The organism is Pirellulales bacterium (genome assembly GCA_036490175.1).
In the GTDB taxonomy this organism is placed as follows: domain Bacteria; phylum Planctomycetota; class Planctomycetia; order Pirellulales; family JACPPG01; genus JACPPG01.
On the sequence record DASXEJ010000287.1, the window covers coordinates 1 to 17602 of the forward strand.

Consider the following 17602-nt stretch of genomic DNA (forward strand, 5'->3'; position numbering starts at 1 on the left):
CGCCATTGACGCGCAGGCCGACCAGCTCGGGCCGGAAGGGAACGCCGGCGTATCCGGCTGCCGAGACGATGCGGCCCCAGTTGGGGTCCGCGCCCGCGATGGCAGTCTGTACCAACAGGCTTTCCGCGACGGTCTTGGCGATTTGACGAGCCGATTCGACGGTGGCGGCGCCCGAGATTTCGACGGTGACCAGATGCGTGGCTCCTTCGCCATCGATCGGAATCGCCCTGGCCAGGTCGACACATAATTCATGGAGCGCCCGGCCGAACTCGGCCAACTGCGCTCCACTCAAGGGAGGACCTCCGGCGGCGCCGTTGGCGAGCAACAACACGGTGTCGTTGGTGCTCATGTGACCGTCGACGCTGATGCAATTGAAGCTTTCTTCCACGGTTGCGTTCAACAGCCGCTGAGCATCGGCCGGCGCGATCGCCGCATCGGTCAGAACGAGCCCCAACATCGTGGCCATGCGTGGCCCGATCATGGCAGCGCCTTTTGCCATTCCCGTGAGGTGTACGGTGCGGCCGTCGAAATTGAGCGTGCGGCCGGCCAGCTTGTGCGTGGTGTCGGTGGTGAGCATGCCACGGGCCGCGGCGACAAGCGACGCTTCATCGCTAGCGAGTTGCGCGGTCGCTGCCTTGATCCCGGTGGCGATTTTTTCCATCGGCAGAAACACGCCGATGATTCCCGTCGACAGCACTAGCGCCTGTTCCGGTTGCGCACCGCATGCTTCGGCCGCCCAGGTCGCCATTTGCTGCGCGTCGCGTTCGCCGCGTTCGCCAGTGCAAGCGTTGGCATTGCCCGAGTTGACGACCACCGCGCGAATCGCGTCGCTGGGTGTCCGTTTTCGATCGAGGCCCACGGGCGCCGCGAACACCAGGTTTTGCGTGTAGACGCCGGCTGCCGTGGCGGGCAGGTCGGACACGATCAGCGATAGATCCTGCTTCTCGGGGTTGGTCTTGATCGTGCAGTGTACGCCCGCGACACGATAGCCACGTGGAAGACAAGGGGGCATGGGCGGAGACCTCGCGGATTATTCGGGCAGGTAAGTAACGATGAATGTGGGATGTTAAATCCGTGGGCAATCGTCATTAACGCGTCGTCCATCGATAACGGCGTCGACTCGGCGTGCAAAACCGTCGGCTCGTGGAGGACGATTACAGGGCCGTGTGCTCTGGATAGCCGTAGAGAAGATTGAAGTTCTGCACGGCAGCGCCGGCAGCCCCTTTGATCAAATTGTCGAGCACGCTGATCGTGATCACACGCCCGCGCACGATGCGGGCCGTGATGTCGCAATAATTTGTGTCGACGGTATCCTTGGTGCCCGGCAGGTGGTCGACTACGCGAACGAATGGCTCGGCAGCATAAAACTCTCGTAGTGTGTCGAGAATCTTTTCCTCGGTGACGCCCGATCGAGGCTTGGAATAAGCTGTCGTCAGAATGCCGCGATCCATCGGAATCAAGTGCGGTGTGAAAATCACCTCGATCGGTTGGCCGCTGGCCGTCGACAGGATTTGCTCGATTTCGGGCGTGTGGCGATGGCGTCCGATGTTGTACGCCGAGACGCTTTCGTTGCATTCGGGAAAAAGCGTCGTCAGCTTGGGCGTGCGGCCGGCGCCAGAAACGCCGCTTTTGGAATCGATCAGGATGTCTTCCTTTTCGATCACTCCGGCCTTGAGCAATGGCGCTAGCGCCAGGATGGCGCTGGTTGGATAGCAGCCGGGGTTCGCGATGAGAGTGGCTTTTTTGATCGACGACCGAAAGAGCTCTGGCAGGCCGTAAACTGCCGTCGCCAGGCGATCCGGATCTCCGTGTTCTTCGCCATACCATTTCGCAAAAACTTTAGGATCGCGCAGCCGGTAGTCGGCGCTGAAATCGATCACCCGGGCGCCACCAGCGAGCAGTTCCGGGACCAGTCCCGAGGTCACACCGTGCGGAAGGCAGCTAAAGACGCATTCGGCTCGGGCAGCGACCTCTTTCGGTCCGAGATCCTCGAGCGGCAGATCGAGCCGCTTGACCAGCGACGGATGCACCGTCGAAATCGGCGGATTACCTTCTTGCCGGCTGGTGACGGCCGTTATGTTGGCCTGCGGGTGGCGCAGTAGCAGCTTGATCAATTCTAAAGCCGAATAGCCGGTAGCACCGAGAATGGCGACACGCGTCATATGATTTTGACTGATCCGAAGAGCATGAGGAATGCGGTCCAGAACCCGCTCGCACAAGTGGAGACGGGACGCGACGACGAGAACGCGGGTTTGGTCTCTGCCTGCCCGCGCCATCGGTACGACGCCTGTTCGACCCTCCACGTGCCAAAACTGTCGGACTGCGCCGCGCCCGCAGTATATCGGGCACGTCGCGCGGCCGCCAAGGGGATGGATTGGGCGTGAACGAGCTGAACATGGGTAATCAGCGACTGCTTGCCTTCGGAAACTCAAGACGTTCTGGAAATAGACGGACCCGGCATCGTATGGGTTCGCGCCAAAAGTTTTGCGAGCCGCGTGCTGGCGTGCCGGCCCTCTGGACTCGTGTCGCGATTTCAATCGAACGGTGTTCGCTCGGGAGGGGTTCCATAACGTGCCAGGTATGGCCGCACGTCGAGCTTTCTGGCGGTGTTGGCGGAACTCATGTAGCGCACTGTGCCGAAGATCGGCCGCTCGGGTCCCCACGGGCGGTCGTATCGCCCCAAGATCCAGAAGATGCCCGAATATGAGTTCGGATTTCGTCCGTCGAGGGCGTATTTGTTATTCAACTCGATCATCACCTCGAGCGCTTCTTCCGGCGTGGCAGTCCATTCGAGAATCTTCTTCCCCCATAGCATGCGTAAATAATTGTGCATGCGCCCTTCGGTCACGAGCTGACGTTGAGCTGCATTCCACAAGGGATCGTGTGTGCGGGCCGCCGCGAATTCGGCCTGCGAATACGCGTAGGGCCGTGGATCGCCGGCATGCTTTGCCAGGGTGGCGTGGGCCCAGTCGGGTAGCGATTCATACCGATCGTAATCTTCACGCTGCACGCAGCAGTTGTAACCAAGCTCGCGCCAGGTAATGAGTTGATCAAGGAAGGCTTCGGCCGATTCGCTCATGCCCCACCAGCCAGACCGCTTGCCAGCCGCGCGCGTATGGAGCGCGTCGGGCGACCAATCTTCTTGCGCAGCCAATTGATGAAAAATCTCGTGCGCTGAAATATGTCCAAAGTGCAAATAGGGAGATAGTCCACTTGTTGCGTCAGCGGCGGGCTCGTTACGCAGCTCTGTGTATCGCGGCAGCGCCACGGTCAGGTAATGATCGAGCGAGTTCCTGGCGGCTTGCGACCCGCCATGAGTCGCCGCTAACGTTACGGACTGATCGATTGGCAATTGTGCGAGCGGCGCGGAACCGCCTGCCAGAAGGTCGTCGCCTGCTGCCGGCCAGCGGCGCAGGATGTCGGCATCAAGTTTGCCAGCCTTCGGTAGAACAACGCGCGCGAGCGCATCGCGCCGTGGTGCGTTGGGCAGATGCCTCGACAGCTCATTTTGCAGGAACCGCCGGAATGCATAGGCGGTGGTAAACTCACGATTTGCGGCCCGCAGCGGCAGCAATCCGTTGGAGTCGATTTGTTCGCAGCGGACCGTTAGCTGGCTGGCTGCTGCCGTGACCATCCGCGGCAGAAAGAACGACGGAAAGTCGTCGGTCACGACAATGCACGCCCGGCGGGCAAGTGCTTCGAGCAATCCGCGTCCGTCACCCGCGCGTGGTTCGACGTACGGATAGTAGGTGACGTTCCGATTGGCAAGCGATTGTTGATTAGCCGCCATGCCGTCGAGGACGAAGCGGTGTAGCCGGACGCTGGCCCAAGGATAGCCGCACCGCAAGGCCTCGAAGATCACCAGTGGCTTTTTCAGTTCGCGAGCCCAATGCACGGCTCGATCAAGCGAGAAGTTCCATTGCGTGCGCCGATTGGCGATCATCCAATAGAGGACGTAATCGCGATCGGCGTCGACGGGGCGCGCATTGGCGGAATGAATGCGAATCTCGGGGACGTGGGTCATGGCTCTTGGCGATGGGCCGGGGGCGATTAGGTATTACGCGCTCGCCGATGCGGGCGTTTGCATCGTACGAGCCCGCAGACCGCGAGACCAACCGAAATCCTTATCGGTTGAGCTGCCAGACGGCGAAGTTTAATACCGCCGCGAACGATACCCAAGTCAGGTAGGGTGCAAGAAGTGCGGCGGCGACCCGATCGATGCCGCAGAACAGGAAGACGGTTGCGGCAATCGCCAGCCATAGCAGCAAAACCTCGCCGAATGCGGCGGCCGGATTCTGGAGGGCAAAGAATAAGCCCGACCAGGCCACATTCAGCACGAGCTGGATTGCGAAAACCGTCAATGGCAGCGCCGCACTCCGCCATCCTTCGGCGCGCCACACCAACCAGGCGGCGATCGCCATCAAGATGTAAAGCATCGTCCAAACTGGTCCGAATATCCAGTTCGGCGGATTCCAACTGGGCTTGGCCAGACCCAAGTACCAGTCAGTCAGCGAAGTGGCCGTCAAGGCTCCGCCGATACCGGCAGCGGCAAAACAAACCGCTAGCGAAACCACGAGCCCCAAGGCCTCGCGCACAAGGCGGCGCCGCGCACCGAACGTGCGTATTGCCGCGCTAGATCGCGATCCGTCGGTGAACCCGCTGTTGGGCGGAGTGTCGAATAGAAGTGGTGTCATGCACCTGAGATCGTAGACCTTTGGCGGGACTTGACCACTGCCTTTTGTCCAGGTGTTCGTTTGTAGACGTACTGGTTGCTATCGACACTCTGAGTCCCCGTTGTGTTGGGCGTCTCAGCCCACTGGACACTTGCACACGGAGCATGCAAGATTACACGATTACTCGCATTTGCCCGTGGGAGAATTGTCGCATGTCGCAGCCGTTGAACCGATTCAGTTCTCGCGTCACTCAACCCCGCAGCCAGGGCGCCAGCCAAGCCATGCTTTATGGCACCGGGATGACCGAGGCCGACATGCAGAAGGCGCAGGTGGGCATCGCTAGCGTCTGGTACGAGGGGAACACCTGCAACATGCACCTCAACGACCTGGCAGCCCGCGTTAAGGAAGGGGTGGTTGCCGCCGGTTTGGTTGGCATGCGGTTCAACACCATTGGTGTCAGCGATGGTATTTCGATGGGGACCGAAGGGATGAGCTATTCGCTCCAGTCCCGCGACCTGATCGCCGATTCGATCGAAACCGTGATGGGCGCGCAATGGTACGACGCTGTGGTCACCCTGCCCGGCTGCGACAAGAACATGCCCGGCTGCCTGATCGCGATGGGGCGCGTCAATCGTCCCGCGCTGATGGTCTATGGCGGCACGATTCGAGCCGGGCATTGGCACAACGAAGCCCTCGATATCGTGTCAGCTTTCCAATGTTATGGGCAATACCTGAGCGGTTCGATCGACGATGCCAATCGCCAACAGATTGTGCGGCACGCTTGCCCCGGAGCAGGTGCTTGCGGCGGCATGTATACGGCCAACACGATGGCCTCGGCAATCGAAGCTATGGGAATGAGCCTGCCCTACAGTTCGTCGATCCCGGCCGAGGATCCGGCCAAGCTTGACGAATGTTTTCGCGCCGGGGCGGCAGCCCGGCTGCTTTTGGAGCGCGATCTCAAGCCGCGCGATATCATGACCCGCCGCGCCTTTGAGAATGCTATGGTCGTGGTGATGGCCCTGGGGGGCTCGACCAATGCGGTCCTGCATTTGATCGCCATGGCACGGGCTGTCGACGTGCCACTATCGATTGACGATTTCCAGGCCACCAGCAATCGCGTGCCCTATATTGCCGACCTGAAGCCTAGCGGCCGATTCGTACAGGAGGACTTGCACGCCATTGGCGGGACGCCGGCCGTCATGAAGTATTTACTAGAAAAGGGACTGCTCGACGGCGATTGCATGACCGTCACCGGCAAGACATTGGCCGACAATCTGCGCGACTTGCCCGGCTTGGCCAGCGGGCAAGAGATCGTGCGGACGATCGAGAACCCGATCAAAGAGACCGGGCATATTCAGATTCTCAAAGGAAACCTGGCGCCCGAGGGGGCCGTGGCCAAAATCACCGGCAAGGAGGGGCAGTTGTTCCGTGGGCCGGCCAAGGTCTACGACTCGGAAGAGGACATGCTGCACGCGCTCGAGCGCAAAGAGATCGCCAAGGGAGATGTCGTAGTCATCCGCTACGAGGGACCCAAGGGTGGGCCTGGCATGCCGGAGATGCTCACGCCGACCTCGGCCATCATGGGGGCCGGGCTGGGCAAGGACGTGGCCCTGATTACCGACGGGCGCTTTTCGGGGGGCTCGCACGGGTACATTGTCGGCCACGTCACGCCCGAGGCGCAGGCCGGGGGACCGATCGCACTGCTGCGCAATGGGGATCTCATCACGCTCGACGCTCAGAACAACGCGATCTCGGTAGCGATCGACGATCGCGAATTGGCCGGACGTCGCGCGGCCTGGAAAGCCCCCGCGTATAAGGCCACTCGTGGCACGCTCTACAAATACATCAAGAATGTAAAGAGCGCCAGCGAAGGGTGCGTGACGGACGAGTGATCCGTGCCTGTTTGGACGCCGAATCGCTTCGTGATCGGTTCTGGACATGCCTAGTTGCCCCGACTATTGCCGCCGCTGGCGCAGGGCTTCGTAAAACAGCACGGCCGCGGTCACCGAAACGTTCAGACTATCGGCGATGCCCAGCATCGGTAATCGCACGGCCGCGACATCGGCTGTGCGCCACACGTCCGACAGCCCGTGCGCTTCGTTGCCGAGCACAATAGCGGTGGGACCGGTTAGATCGAAGGCGCTGTAATCCTGCGGCGCGTCGACCTGCGCCGCGACGATTCTAATGCCGCGGCCCAGCAACCACGATCGTGCTTCGGCGGCCGAGGCCACCGCGACAGGTACGGAAAAGATCGTTCCCAGGCTGGCCCGCAAGACGTTGGGATTGAATAAATCCGTGCGGCCATCGGCGACAATTACCGCCGACAAGCCGGCGCCATCGGCAGTGCGCAGAACCGCCCCCAGGTTGCCCGGCTTTTCGCATGCTTCGAGCACGGCCACCAGCGGCCGGTTGGGAAGCTGCAGGCTATCGAGCGATGCCTTGGGCATCTCGGCCACGGCCAGAACGCCTTCGGTCCGCTCGCCGTATGCCAGTTTCTCGAACACGTGGGGCGATACATCGACTAGCGGCACGCTTACCTCTACTAGCTGCTCTATGAGGGCCTGCGCCACGTCGGTCGCAAGTAATTCATGACAGACGAACACTTCAATCAATTTTATGCCGGCCGCTACAGCGCGAGTCAGCTCGCGCACGCCGTCGATCAAGATCCGCCCCTGACGTACTCGTTCGCGGCGCTCACGCAGGTCGTACGCGGCTTGCACGCGCGGATTACGCACGCTGGTGATTTTCAACTCGGACAAGGGAAAGCCTCGGGGACGTGATACGCTGTGAGCGCCGGCGCGGGATACCTTTTTGGTATGGCAGATTCTAAGGCATAGGCGGCTGAGCGGCGTTCTTTTCGCGGAAGAATTCGGTCGGATCGCGCCACCCCTTGGTCGAAAGCCCGTAGCCGACGATCACAAATTCCGGGCTTTGCCAACCCTGCAGCACTGTGGCTGGCAGAAAATGCTTTCCCTCGCGACTATCGATCTCGAATGTTTTGTCGGGCAGCTGTAATGTCTTCGGGAGAGTGCCGTCAGCAACTACCTCGACTTCCGTTTCACCCACTTGGGCCACGCGCAGCGGTATCGCCTGCCCGTTGCGCTCGAAGGTGAGCAACAGGCGGCCGGGCTCTAGCGGCCGGCCAGTGCGGATCGCGAAGTGCAAGTGCGGCTTATAGCCTCCGTTTTCGACGCCGGCCCGTCCGACGGAGCCGATGCGTTGCCCGGCGCGAACCACATCCCCCTCCTGGACGAGGCGCTTGGACGCCAGGTGGCCGTAAATCGAGGTAACGAACGAGACGTCGGCCAGGCGGTGCTCGATGACGACCAAGTTGCCCCACTCGGTGGCGCCGCGCGCGCCCCGGCCCGCGGCCTGTTGCTTTGCTTTCTTGCCGCGTTCGGGCCCCTGCGAGAGGCGTACCACGCCATTAGCGATCGCAAACACCGGCTCGCCCGTGCGATACCAGGCTACGTCGGCCCCCAAATGAAGTAGATTCTGACCTTGCTCCTTCATCACCACAGGCAGGCCATAACCACCGTTGGGCATGTGCTGAGTCAGGCCGCCCGCGACTTCGAGAGTCGTTTCGACAACGTCCTCGGCATATGATCGGACAGGCACGCAGAATGCGTCAGCCAGCGGATAGTCGAGCACGTAGCGAGCGGTCGGCGCCGGGTCGGCCGCATTTGACTTGGAGCAAATGCAAATAGCGAGCAACAACATAAGTAGGACGGGTGGAAACCTTCGCGCGCACGTTGCTACCGTCGGCAGGCAATTGTAACTCTTCATGGCACGCTCTCCGATGATCGCATTGTAATCGGTTCGAGGTCACAATGCGTGCGAGGTCAGGCGATCGCGCGGCTGAGTGCGATTGTGTCCAGCATGGACTGGCACATCGTGGGGCCAGAATCGTGCGTAAAAGGGAATTGATTGCAATATTTGGGAGACTGATACGCGGCGTAGGTGCGGCGGTCGATATCGTAGGCGTCTGGCATGTAACCAATTCGACCATTTGCGTAGCAGGCCAGCATCAATTCGGCGGCAGGCGAACGCGAGCGCACGTCCTGCGCTAGCGTGGTGAAGAACTCAGACGCGTTGGCCACGATCGACAGATCGCCGATGCGCACGGCCTGCACCTCGGTGTCGAGCACTTCGGGGCGCGTGGCGACATCGGCCAGCATCTGGCTCGTCCATTCGACGTTGAATCGCGCCATCGCGCGGACTGCTTGGACTTCGTTCCCGCCGTGGCGGGCCACCATGTCTGCCGGATTGTTGGTCATCACCCGGCCGATCCCCTCTCGCCAACCGGCGATGTCGCCCGTCGCCAAGCGACGCTCGGCCTCGACGCGATCGGCATCAATCTCCTCGCGCGCCCAACGCCGCGTAGGGATGCGTGCGGTGACAGTTGCGGTGCCGACAATTGGATCGATCAGTGGAACCCCTCCGTCCTGACAGCGAAGCGCTGCCGTAGCAATCGCCTGGGCCGGTTCATGGCAGCGTTCTGTGGACGAAAAGGCCGGATCGAAATTCACGTCGCCGCAAGCACCCTGGATGTACATTGCGGTGACGCCTGGTAGCGCCGCCTCAATGCGGTCGCAAACCTCGCCGGGCACGTCGCGCGTAACATCCCAGGGCCGTAATATCGTTTGAACGCAAGGGTGCGCCTGAAAGTTGACCACAAATGCCAGCGGCGCGCCGTCGACAGTCGCGATGCGCAGCGTAGTCAGTTGGGTATCGATCGGGCCGGCGGGCCGGGTGCGGTTGTATGACAGCCCGTGAATGTCGTCGTGCGCGATCGTCGCTCGCGCCGGGACACGATTACGCCATGCCAGCATGGTGGCGGTGGCGGCTTGGCGGCTGGCCCAATCTTCGTACGCCGGGTCGCACTCACCGACACCCCGCAGGCCGCCTGCCGCTGGCGCATTGTGACTATGCGAGCAGGTCAGCAAGATGGCATCAGGCGGAATGCCGGTCGCCACGCTAATACGCTCGCGCGTGACGCGCGTGAATCGGTCGTCGATCACCATCAGATCTAACGCGACAATGGCGGCCGTATGCCGGCCGTCGTCGACCACGAGCGCCGTGGCCTGCAAATCGTCGCGAATGTGTCGCCAGCGACGTTCGATGTAGTAGCCCCAGCCGGTTAATTCGACACCCTCGAAGGGAGTGATCGAAGCGCGAGAAACTCCAGCGGCGAAGGGCATGGGAGCGAATCGATGAATGCGAAATGAGGAATTATAAAGCCGACGACTGTCGGTGGTGTCTGGTCGGTCAGCGCATTACGATTCATCATTCTGCACTCCCCGTGACAGGTTGCAAACGGGTCTTTTGGGCGCGTTTCCGACCGCCTCTCTAACTCTATGACTGCTTTCAATGCACATCACGCATGTTGAAACCTATCCGGTTCGCATACCGCTTAAGCCCGAGCGGCGGATGATCTCGGCGCTTGGCCGGCACGAGGTTTCGGAGTTTCTCATCGTGCGACTGCTGACCGATACGGGTCTGGAAGGGGTGGGCGAAGCCACGGTCACGCCGCGCTGGAGTGGCGAGACGGTATGGGGCGCCCGGGCCGTCGTCGAACGGTTGTTCAAGCCGATTGTGATCGGCTGCGATCCGGCCGATATTACCGAAATCGAGCGACGGATGGATCAGGTTTGCACCCATAACTGGTTCGCCAAGGCGGCCGTCGAGATGGCCTGCTGGGACATTCAAGGTCGCGCAGTGGGCAAGCCTGTTTACGAGCTTCTGGGGGGCGCACAACGGTCCCGGGTCATACGCAGTCGATTTTCACTGGGAGCTTACGAGCCCGAGCGTGCGGCCCGCCGCGCCGGCGAGCTGGTCGCGGCAGGTTTTTCGACGATCAAGGTCAAGGTCGGGGGCGTGCCCAAGCGCGATGTCGAGCGGGTTCGCATCGTGCGGTCCGCGGCAGGACCCGATGTGGCCCTGGTGATCGATGCCAATGGTGGGTGGGATGCTGATACCGCCGTTGCCGCGGTTCGTGCCCTGGATGATTGTCGCCTGTCGCTAGTCGAGCAACCGACGCCCGATGGTGACTACGCGGCGCTGGCCCGTGTGCGGCGCGAAACGAAGATTTCGGTCATGGCCGACGAGAGCTGTTTCAATCTCGTTCATGCGCAGCAGCTAGAACGGCTAGGCTGTTGCGATGTAATCAGCGTTTATCCGGGCAAAAACGGCGGCATTGGCAAAGCGCGCGCCATTGCTGAATTCGCGCGAGCACATGGTTTGTCCGCTTCGATCGGATCGAATCTGGAATGGGATATTGCCTCGGCCGCCATGGGGCATCTAGTCGTGGCCTGCCGGGCAATTGATGTGGAACGGTATCCTGGCGATCTGTTAGGGCCCGACTACCACCAGTTTTCGATCGCCCGCGAGCCGCTGGCAATAGATGGTCCGAGTTTGACCGTGCCCGACCGGCCAGGGCTGGGAATCGATGTGGATTGGCAGATCGTGCGTGCGAATCCGTGCCTGTAGCCGTAGGGAAGGGCGATCTTTGCCAAGACAGCCGTCACGCGCCAGGGCGCAAGAAAAAAGCCCGCACCGATTACTGAATCGGTGCGGGCTCGATTTGTGTCGAACGATCAGCCAGCTTGGTCAACAAGATCAACGATCTTAAGTCTCGGCGACAGTTCGCCGACGCATGCGCCGGCAGCCGATGGAAGCTAAAGCCACGCCGCCCATTCCCAACATCACGATCGACCCCGGTTCGGGGACCTGATACGTCGCATGAGCGGCGATCTGACCGTTGATAGTGAGGACCTCGGTAGCGGGTGTGCTGCCAGAAATGATAAAGGTGAGCGCCGTGCTGACGGGGACGGTGAGCATCAATTGCTCAATCTGGCGCGCCGGATCGAGCATCGTCGTAGTCAAAGTGCCGAGAGCACCGACGCTTGGTGCAAATGTGGCGGGAATTGTAGTGGTAAACCCGGAAGTCGTGGCGGGCGAACCACTTGTAATCGCGCCATCGTTGATGCCCGTGGCAATTCCGGACGCCAAGTTGCTATTGGTCACGAACGTTTGAGTCCCCACGACGCCGCTAAGCGCCTGGTTCAAGATGCCGGTATTCTGTTGGATATCAAACACCGCGGAACGCAAGACGGAATTGACCGAGGCCACAGTAACCAACCCGCCGACCTTAAGCGTGGTCGCAATCCCGTATTCTCCCACGTCCGTGCCAGTTGCGCCACCATTTGCGGGAGTAAGTGGAATTGGCGCCGCCGCAACTTCAGGATAGGTCCCGGTATAGAGTCCCGGTACCAGATTGCTGCTGCCCGGAAAAGAAATCGTCGTGGGCGTTACATTGGCGAGTAGAGTACCGCCAATATAAGAAACCAAGCTGCCCGGGTTGCCTGTCGAGAAACTGCCGCTGGGAAAATCGCCGGCTTGAGGTCCGAAATTTCCTACCGCCGTACCGACGCCTGCCACCGGCACGCTTAGATTGCCCCCGACGGTAAGCCAACTACCGGCGTTGTATTGTCCAATGTTTCCACTGGTGTTTGCAATCGGCGTCAAACCCGTTGCACCACCAGTAGTGTCTACAATGAACGAGAGATTTTGTGCATTTGCTGCTTGACTGATCGCCAGGGTGAGCAAAATCACCGCACCCTGAAACGCCCTAACCCTTGTCAGTAGCATTGGCGACTCCCTTGATCGTGTTGAGGTGTCAATGTCGGAAGAATATCTACCTCTACAGTAGGGTATGGCTGTACCACCTGCAAGGAATATCCGGACTAACGTTTATATCTGTGCGAGCGCATTGAGTTCTTCGCCTGCTCGGCGATGGCACTGGGGGGGCCATGTCGCCGTTAGAATGGCAATACACATCTCGCGAACCCGGCAAGGAGTAAGTCTGCGAGTGCGAGGGAGAATTCCACCTAAGATTTGGGCTGAACAGGCTTTAGAATGAAAAAGTACAGATGGGGCCGGGCGCAATAAAAAAGCCCGCACCGATTCAGTAATCGGTGCGGGCTGAATTTGTGCCGAACGATCGGCTAGCTTGGTCTATCTGATCGCTAAACTTAGGCTTGACGTCGTGACCGCTGACGCATCCGTCGGTAACCGACGGAGGCCAACGCCACTCCACCCATGCCCAACATCACGATCGACCCAGGCTCGGGGACTTGGTACGTCGCATAGGCGGCAACCTGACCGGTGAGGCCGATGACGATGGTAGCCGGCGTGCTGCCAGTGATCGTCTCAGTGACCGTCGACTTGATGGGCACCGTGAGCATCAGACTCTCGATCTGACGAACGGGGTCCAAGATCACGGTGGTCAAAGTACCGACACCGCCCGTGCTTACGGCGATAGGAGCACCGGCGAGCGTGCCGGTCCCGTAGAGGTTCGGAACGGTGTTTCCGAGTACGACTGCTCCCTTAAGGTTGTAATCCAGGTCACCGCCGGTTAGCGCGACCCCGATCCCGCCGGTGGTCGTAAACGTTTGGGTTCCTGGAGCGCCGATGAGGGCTTGGCTCAAAATGCCGCCCGTCTGCGAGATATCGGCGACCGCATTTCGCAAAGCTGCGTTACCGCTTGCCGCTGTGAATATCCCAAGGGCCTTGAGCGAGATGGCCACACCATAGTCGGCGGGGTCCGAACCGGGTGCGTTGTCAGTTCCGCCACCGATTTGCGGGGCGAGAGGAACCGCGGCGCCTCCAGCCACGGGATAGTGCGCGGTATAGAGACCGGCGTCGAGCGTGCTACCGCCCGGGAAAGCAATCGTCGTCGGGGTGACGTTCGCGAGCAGGGTCCCGCTGTAAAAGGACGTGAGGCTACCGGGGTTGCCAGTCGAGAAGGCGCCACTGGAGCCGGCTGTAGCGGTAAAGGCGCCGGAGGCACTAATGCCACTCGCGGATGCGCTGATGTTTCCACTCAGCGTTAGGAAGCTGCCCGCGGCGTACTTGCCGGTATTGGCAGTCGTGGGTGCGATGGGGGTCAAACCCGTTGCGCCACCGGTGGTATCCACCGTGAAGGTGACAGTTCCTGCATTGCTCACCTGGCTTAAACCCAGAACGAGAGCGATCGCTGCACCTTGAAACGCGCGAATTCTTGTCGATCTCATTAGCGACTCCTCTATTGCAAAAGGGACCAAGCTGTACAAATCTTTGGCTAAGGCTAATGGAGGGTTACAGGGATTTCAAGGTTTATTTCCGTTTTTAAGTCAAAACCGGCAAAAATCCCTTCGTAGGGGGGGTCGGCAATCTTTTATTGAACCTAGAGCGCCTTGGCCTCCTGAAATGGATTCTCGGAGAAAAAGCCTGATACTTGCCGCGATTTGCCGTGTCGGACGATTCTCGCCTCACCTTGCAAGGCAGAATTGCTCGCACTTTTCACGCGGCCCCCGTAAGCTCTAGATTCCTGGTCGATCTGCTAGATTCCCCCTGCCCTCGGCACGTTCATGCGGCCAGGGCAGAGATATTACAATGGCAGTCAGGGTCCGATAGGCTCGCACACCCCTACTGAAATCCCACTTCAAGGCCACGCATCACATGCCAAACTTCGATCGACGACGTTTCCTACAGGCCGGCTCGCTACTGTTGGCGGGCGGATACGTTCAAATTGCTTTTGGAGACGATGCCGGGCCGGCACCTGCGTTCGCTGCGCAACCGACGTTCGAACCCACGGCGCTGTTTCTCACCTGGCAGCGCGATCCGACGACGTCGATGACAATGCAGTGGATCGGCAGCGAAAAGGAAGGCGCGGATCGTCCGATCTGGTTTTCGCAGGCCGGCTCGAACCTGTGGCGGCAAAAGGCGGGCTCGCCGCGGCAGTACCCAATGACCGAAAAATGGATCCACCGCACCGAGCTGACGGGTCTTACACCGGACACCGAATACGTCTTTCGCGTCGGTCTTGATTCGCCCGAGCTGCGTTTCCGCACCATGCCGGCCAAGGCGACCAATACGATCCACTTTGTTTCAGGTGGCGATGCCGGAACTGGAACGCACCCTGTGCAGACCAATCGAGTGGCCGCGGTCCAGGCACCGCAGTTTGTCGTTATCGGCGGCGACCTGGCCTACGAAAACGGCAAAAGCCCGGACACGTTTCTCGAGTTCTTGAAGAATTATTCCCGCGACCTGCGCAGCGATCGGCAACAGCTGATTCCGATGTTGGCCTGCATCGGCAATCACGAAGTGAACGGCGGCTATGGCAAGTCGCGCAAAGAAGCGCCGTTTTTCTATGCCATGTTCGACGGCCTGTTCTCGGATTCAGGCTATGCATCGCTGGATTTCGGCGATTATTTATCGCTCGTGCTACTGGACACGAACCACACCACGCCGATCGAAGGTGCGCAGACGGATTGGCTCGCCAAGACCTTGAAGGACCGCGAGGAATGCCCGACGGTCTTCGTGTTCAATCATGTACCGGCCTATCCATCGTTCCGGCCGATCGGCCTCGACTTCGCCGGCGATTTGGGTACCGGGACCGGCAATCGCAAACTTTGGGCGCCCTTGTTCGAACGTTACAACGTCGACGCCGTCTTTGAGCACCATGACCACACCTACAAACGCACGCACCCACTACTTGACGGTCATACGAACAAGAATGGCATCGTGTACCTGGGCGACGGGTCGTGGGGCAAGATCCGCAAGCCGGCCAAACCCGAGGCGCGCCCCTACCTGGCCGTGACGGACGAAGCCTATCACTTGTCCGTCCACCGTATCGAAGGGGACCAACGCTTTCACGTGGCCCTCTCGGATACTGGTCGCGTCGTCGATATATGTTCGACGACAAAGCGCGCCCGGACCGGCAGCCGAGCATAGCCGGCCGACGACGTTTTTCAGCCATTGCCAACAGGTTCAACGGCCGCGCGCCGTTCCCATGTCGTGCGCGATAATCTGTACAGCACGTGGCGCAGCAAACGATCGCCAGCAGGCAGCTGCGGATGATCGAAGTCGTCCACCGGCGAATAGGTCATGCCGATGCGGTGCATGACGTCGCGAGAACGTTGGTTGTCCACGGCTGTCATCGAGACGATCTCGACCAGTTTCAACTCGTTGAAGCCCAGGGCGAGCGCTGCGCGCGCTCCTTCGCTGGCGTAGCCATGTCCCCAATACTGGTAGGCGAGCCGCCAGCCGATCTCGACGCAAGGCGTGAAATGGGCGTGGAATTGCGGAATGCTCAGTCCTACGAAACCCACAAAGGGCGCCACGCCCGGCACTTCGACGGCCCACAGGCCAAAGCCGTGTCGGGCGAAATGGTCGCGAATGCGGGTGGCCGTGGTGTCACTCTCGGCCCGATCCAGCACTTTTGGAAAATGCGCCATCACGCGCGGATCGGCGTTGAGTGCGGCAAATGCATCCTGGTCATTGTCGGTCCAATGGCGCAGCAGCAATCGTGCAGTCGTAATGCTGGGCTGGTCGGACATGCCTGCTTCCTTGGTTTTTGCAGCAACTGCGTCAGGCGTGCGGCTGGCGCGTTCCCGTGGTGAAGACGGGAATCGTGCAGTTTACCGCCAGCCAAACCAGGCTGGAAATCGCGTACGTGGCAGCGATGAGGAGGAAAACGGCGTACCAGGAGAAACGCTCCGCGACCATTCCCAGCGCGGGTGCCGCGATCACGGTGCCTAGTCCTCCCACGCCATTGCCCAGGCCAAAAATCGTGGCCGCGTAGGGACCGGATATATCGGTGACCGTACCCCAGGTGGTTGGTTGGGCCCAATCGCTGAATACTTTGGCGCAAAAGAGCAGGCCGCAAAAGACGGCCGGCTCTTCGATAAAGGCCAGCGCCACCAGGACCAACAGCCCAGCCGAAGCATTGCCGACGCAACCAACCACCGAGCGCGCCCAACGGCGGCCGATGACACGGATCAAAAAGTCATTGATATATCCCCCCAGCACGCCTCCCAGCGCGCCGCCGAGCAGCGGCAACGACGCAAAAATCCCCATTTGCAAGTTATCCATACCGTGTACTTGCTTGAGGACCGAAGGCATCCAGACGACGTAGATCGTGTCGGCGAACGTCGCGCCGAAAAACTGGAGCAGAAAGAAACCCAGGTTTGCCGCCGATCGAGCGCTGATACCTTGGGACCATCGCCACAGCACGGCGCCACGAGACCTGCTTTCGGCTGCCACCGGTGAATGTAAAAAAGTGGTCGCTTCTTCGACGAGGGTGCCGTCATCCGCAGGTTGACCGTCCTCGATGATCGCCAGTTCTGCGGCGTTGACATGCGGATGCGCGGCCGGCGAATTGCGGAATACGATCAGCACGGCCACGCCTAGCACCACTCCCCAGCCAGCAAGAAGGAGGATACTGGTGCGCCAGTCGAGCCCCAGAAACCCCAGCATGACGGAAGCAAACAGCAAATTGGCAGTAAAGCCACCCATGCGACCAAAGAACGAGGCAATCCAGCCCTGCAGCGAGGTGCGGATCGATAACGGAAACCATGCCTGGGTCACCTTACCCAACGCCGGATAGCAACCGGCTTGCGTAACGCCAAACAGCAGCCTCACCCAGTACATGGCCGCGGGAGTGGGGGCCCAGGCGTGCAGAGCCAGGACACCGGACCAGGCCAACACAATGCCCCCCAGGAACAGGTGCGTCCCCAATCGATCGACCAGCAAACCGGTGGGGACTTGCAGCGCGACATAGCTGCTGTAGAAGGCCGATTGCATGAAGCCCAGGCCGGACTGACTGACCCCCCACTGCTCGGCGAGGGTTGGCATGATGATCGCGAACGTATAGCGGTGCAGATAAAGCGTCCACGAAGTGGCGCAAGAGAGACCAAAAATTTGCCAGCGGACATGACTAGGCGCCAGGCGACGAGAGGCCGAAGGGGTTCCAGAGGTCGACAAAACGCCCACGCGGAATTCTCCAGCCGGACTTATGGCGAGGGTATCTTGGCGGCAGGCTGTCTAGGCGTCAATCATGGACAGGGAATTTGCCATGCCTGTGCCGCGTGGGTTATGATCCTGAT

14 protein-coding genes are annotated in these 17602 nt (G+C 60.4%); 3 read left to right on the plus strand and 11 right to left on the minus strand.

The genetic code is table 11. The annotated features are described in order from the left end of the window. From argJ to VGG64_21720, 4 genes are all read right to left on the minus strand, one after another. Positions 1 to 1012: bifunctional glutamate N-acetyltransferase/amino-acid acetyltransferase ArgJ (gene argJ, locus VGG64_21705; GenBank protein HEY1602233.1), on the minus strand; the 1012-nt coding region annotated here is incomplete at its 3' end. 142 nt (positions 1013 to 1154) lie between these two features. Further along, positions 1155 to 2177 (minus strand): N-acetyl-gamma-glutamyl-phosphate reductase, encoded by a 1023-nt coding sequence (argC, locus tag VGG64_21710; GenBank protein ID HEY1602234.1) that lies wholly within the window; start codon positions 2175 to 2177, stop codon positions 1155 to 1157. A gap of 356 nt (positions 2178 to 2533) precedes the next feature. Then, positions 2534 to 4024, minus strand: a complete 1491-nt coding sequence (locus VGG64_21715) for a deoxyribodipyrimidine photolyase (GenBank protein ID HEY1602235.1) — start codon at positions 4022 to 4024, stop codon at positions 2534 to 2536. Between the two features lie 100 nt (positions 4025 to 4124). Next, positions 4125 to 4694 (minus strand): TspO/MBR family protein, encoded by a 570-nt coding sequence (locus VGG64_21720; GenBank protein HEY1602236.1) that lies wholly within the window; start codon positions 4692 to 4694, stop codon positions 4125 to 4127. 191 nt (positions 4695 to 4885) lie between these two features. Here VGG64_21720 and ilvD point away from each other — a divergent pair, with 191 nt between their 5' ends. Then, positions 4886 to 6565: a dihydroxy-acid dehydratase gene (ilvD, locus tag VGG64_21725; protein HEY1602237.1), complete on the plus strand. Its 1680-nt coding sequence runs from the start codon at positions 4886 to 4888 to the stop codon at positions 6563 to 6565. Positions 6566 to 6628: 63 nt separating this feature from the next. Here the strand turns inward: ilvD and VGG64_21730 are convergent, their stop codons facing one another. From VGG64_21730 to VGG64_21740, 3 genes are all read right to left on the minus strand, one after another. Continuing rightward, on the minus strand, positions 6629 to 7432 hold the full coding sequence (locus VGG64_21730; protein ID HEY1602238.1) for an RNA methyltransferase: 804 nt from the start codon (positions 7430 to 7432) through the stop codon (positions 6629 to 6631). Positions 7433 to 7499: 67 nt separating this feature from the next. Continuing rightward, a complete protein-coding gene (locus VGG64_21735) occupies positions 7500 to 8459 on the minus strand; it encodes a M23 family metallopeptidase (GenBank protein HEY1602239.1) in 960 nt (319 codons plus the stop codon). A gap of 56 nt (positions 8460 to 8515) precedes the next feature. Then, a complete protein-coding gene (locus tag VGG64_21740) occupies positions 8516 to 9874 on the minus strand; it encodes a hypothetical protein (protein HEY1602240.1) in 1359 nt (452 codons plus the stop codon). A 169-nt stretch (positions 9875 to 10043) separates the two neighbouring features. Between VGG64_21740 and VGG64_21745 the strand changes: the two genes are divergently transcribed. Further along, on the plus strand, positions 10044 to 11162 hold the full coding sequence (locus VGG64_21745; protein HEY1602241.1) for an enolase C-terminal domain-like protein: 1119 nt from the start codon (positions 10044 to 10046) through the stop codon (positions 11160 to 11162). Positions 11163 to 11300: 138 nt separating this feature from the next. Here the strand turns inward: VGG64_21745 and VGG64_21750 are convergent, their stop codons facing one another. Next, complete coding sequence (locus VGG64_21750; GenBank protein HEY1602242.1) at positions 11301 to 12323, minus strand: PEP-CTERM sorting domain-containing protein; 1023 nt, start codon at positions 12321 to 12323, stop codon at positions 11301 to 11303. Between the two features lie 383 nt (positions 12324 to 12706). Further along, the gene (locus VGG64_21755) at positions 12707 to 13747 is read right to left on the minus strand and encodes a PEP-CTERM sorting domain-containing protein (GenBank protein HEY1602243.1); all 1041 of its coding nucleotides are present in this window, start codon (positions 13745 to 13747) and stop codon (positions 12707 to 12709) included. A gap of 427 nt (positions 13748 to 14174) precedes the next feature. On the opposite strand from VGG64_21755, the gene VGG64_21760 reads away from it, so the two are divergent. Then, positions 14175 to 15449: a metallophosphoesterase family protein gene (locus tag VGG64_21760; protein ID HEY1602244.1), complete on the plus strand. Its 1275-nt coding sequence runs from the start codon at positions 14175 to 14177 to the stop codon at positions 15447 to 15449. 17 nt (positions 15450 to 15466) lie between these two features. Here the strand turns inward: VGG64_21760 and VGG64_21765 are convergent, their stop codons facing one another. Together VGG64_21765 and VGG64_21770 are read right to left on the minus strand one after the other, a co-directional pair. Beyond that, complete coding sequence (locus VGG64_21765) at positions 15467 to 16054, minus strand: GNAT family N-acetyltransferase (GenBank protein ID HEY1602245.1); 588 nt, start codon at positions 16052 to 16054, stop codon at positions 15467 to 15469. Positions 16055 to 16085: 31 nt separating this feature from the next. After that, a complete protein-coding gene (locus tag VGG64_21770; GenBank protein ID HEY1602246.1) occupies positions 16086 to 17489 on the minus strand; it encodes an MFS transporter in 1404 nt (467 codons plus the stop codon). Between the last annotated feature and the right edge of the window lie 113 nt (positions 17490 to 17602).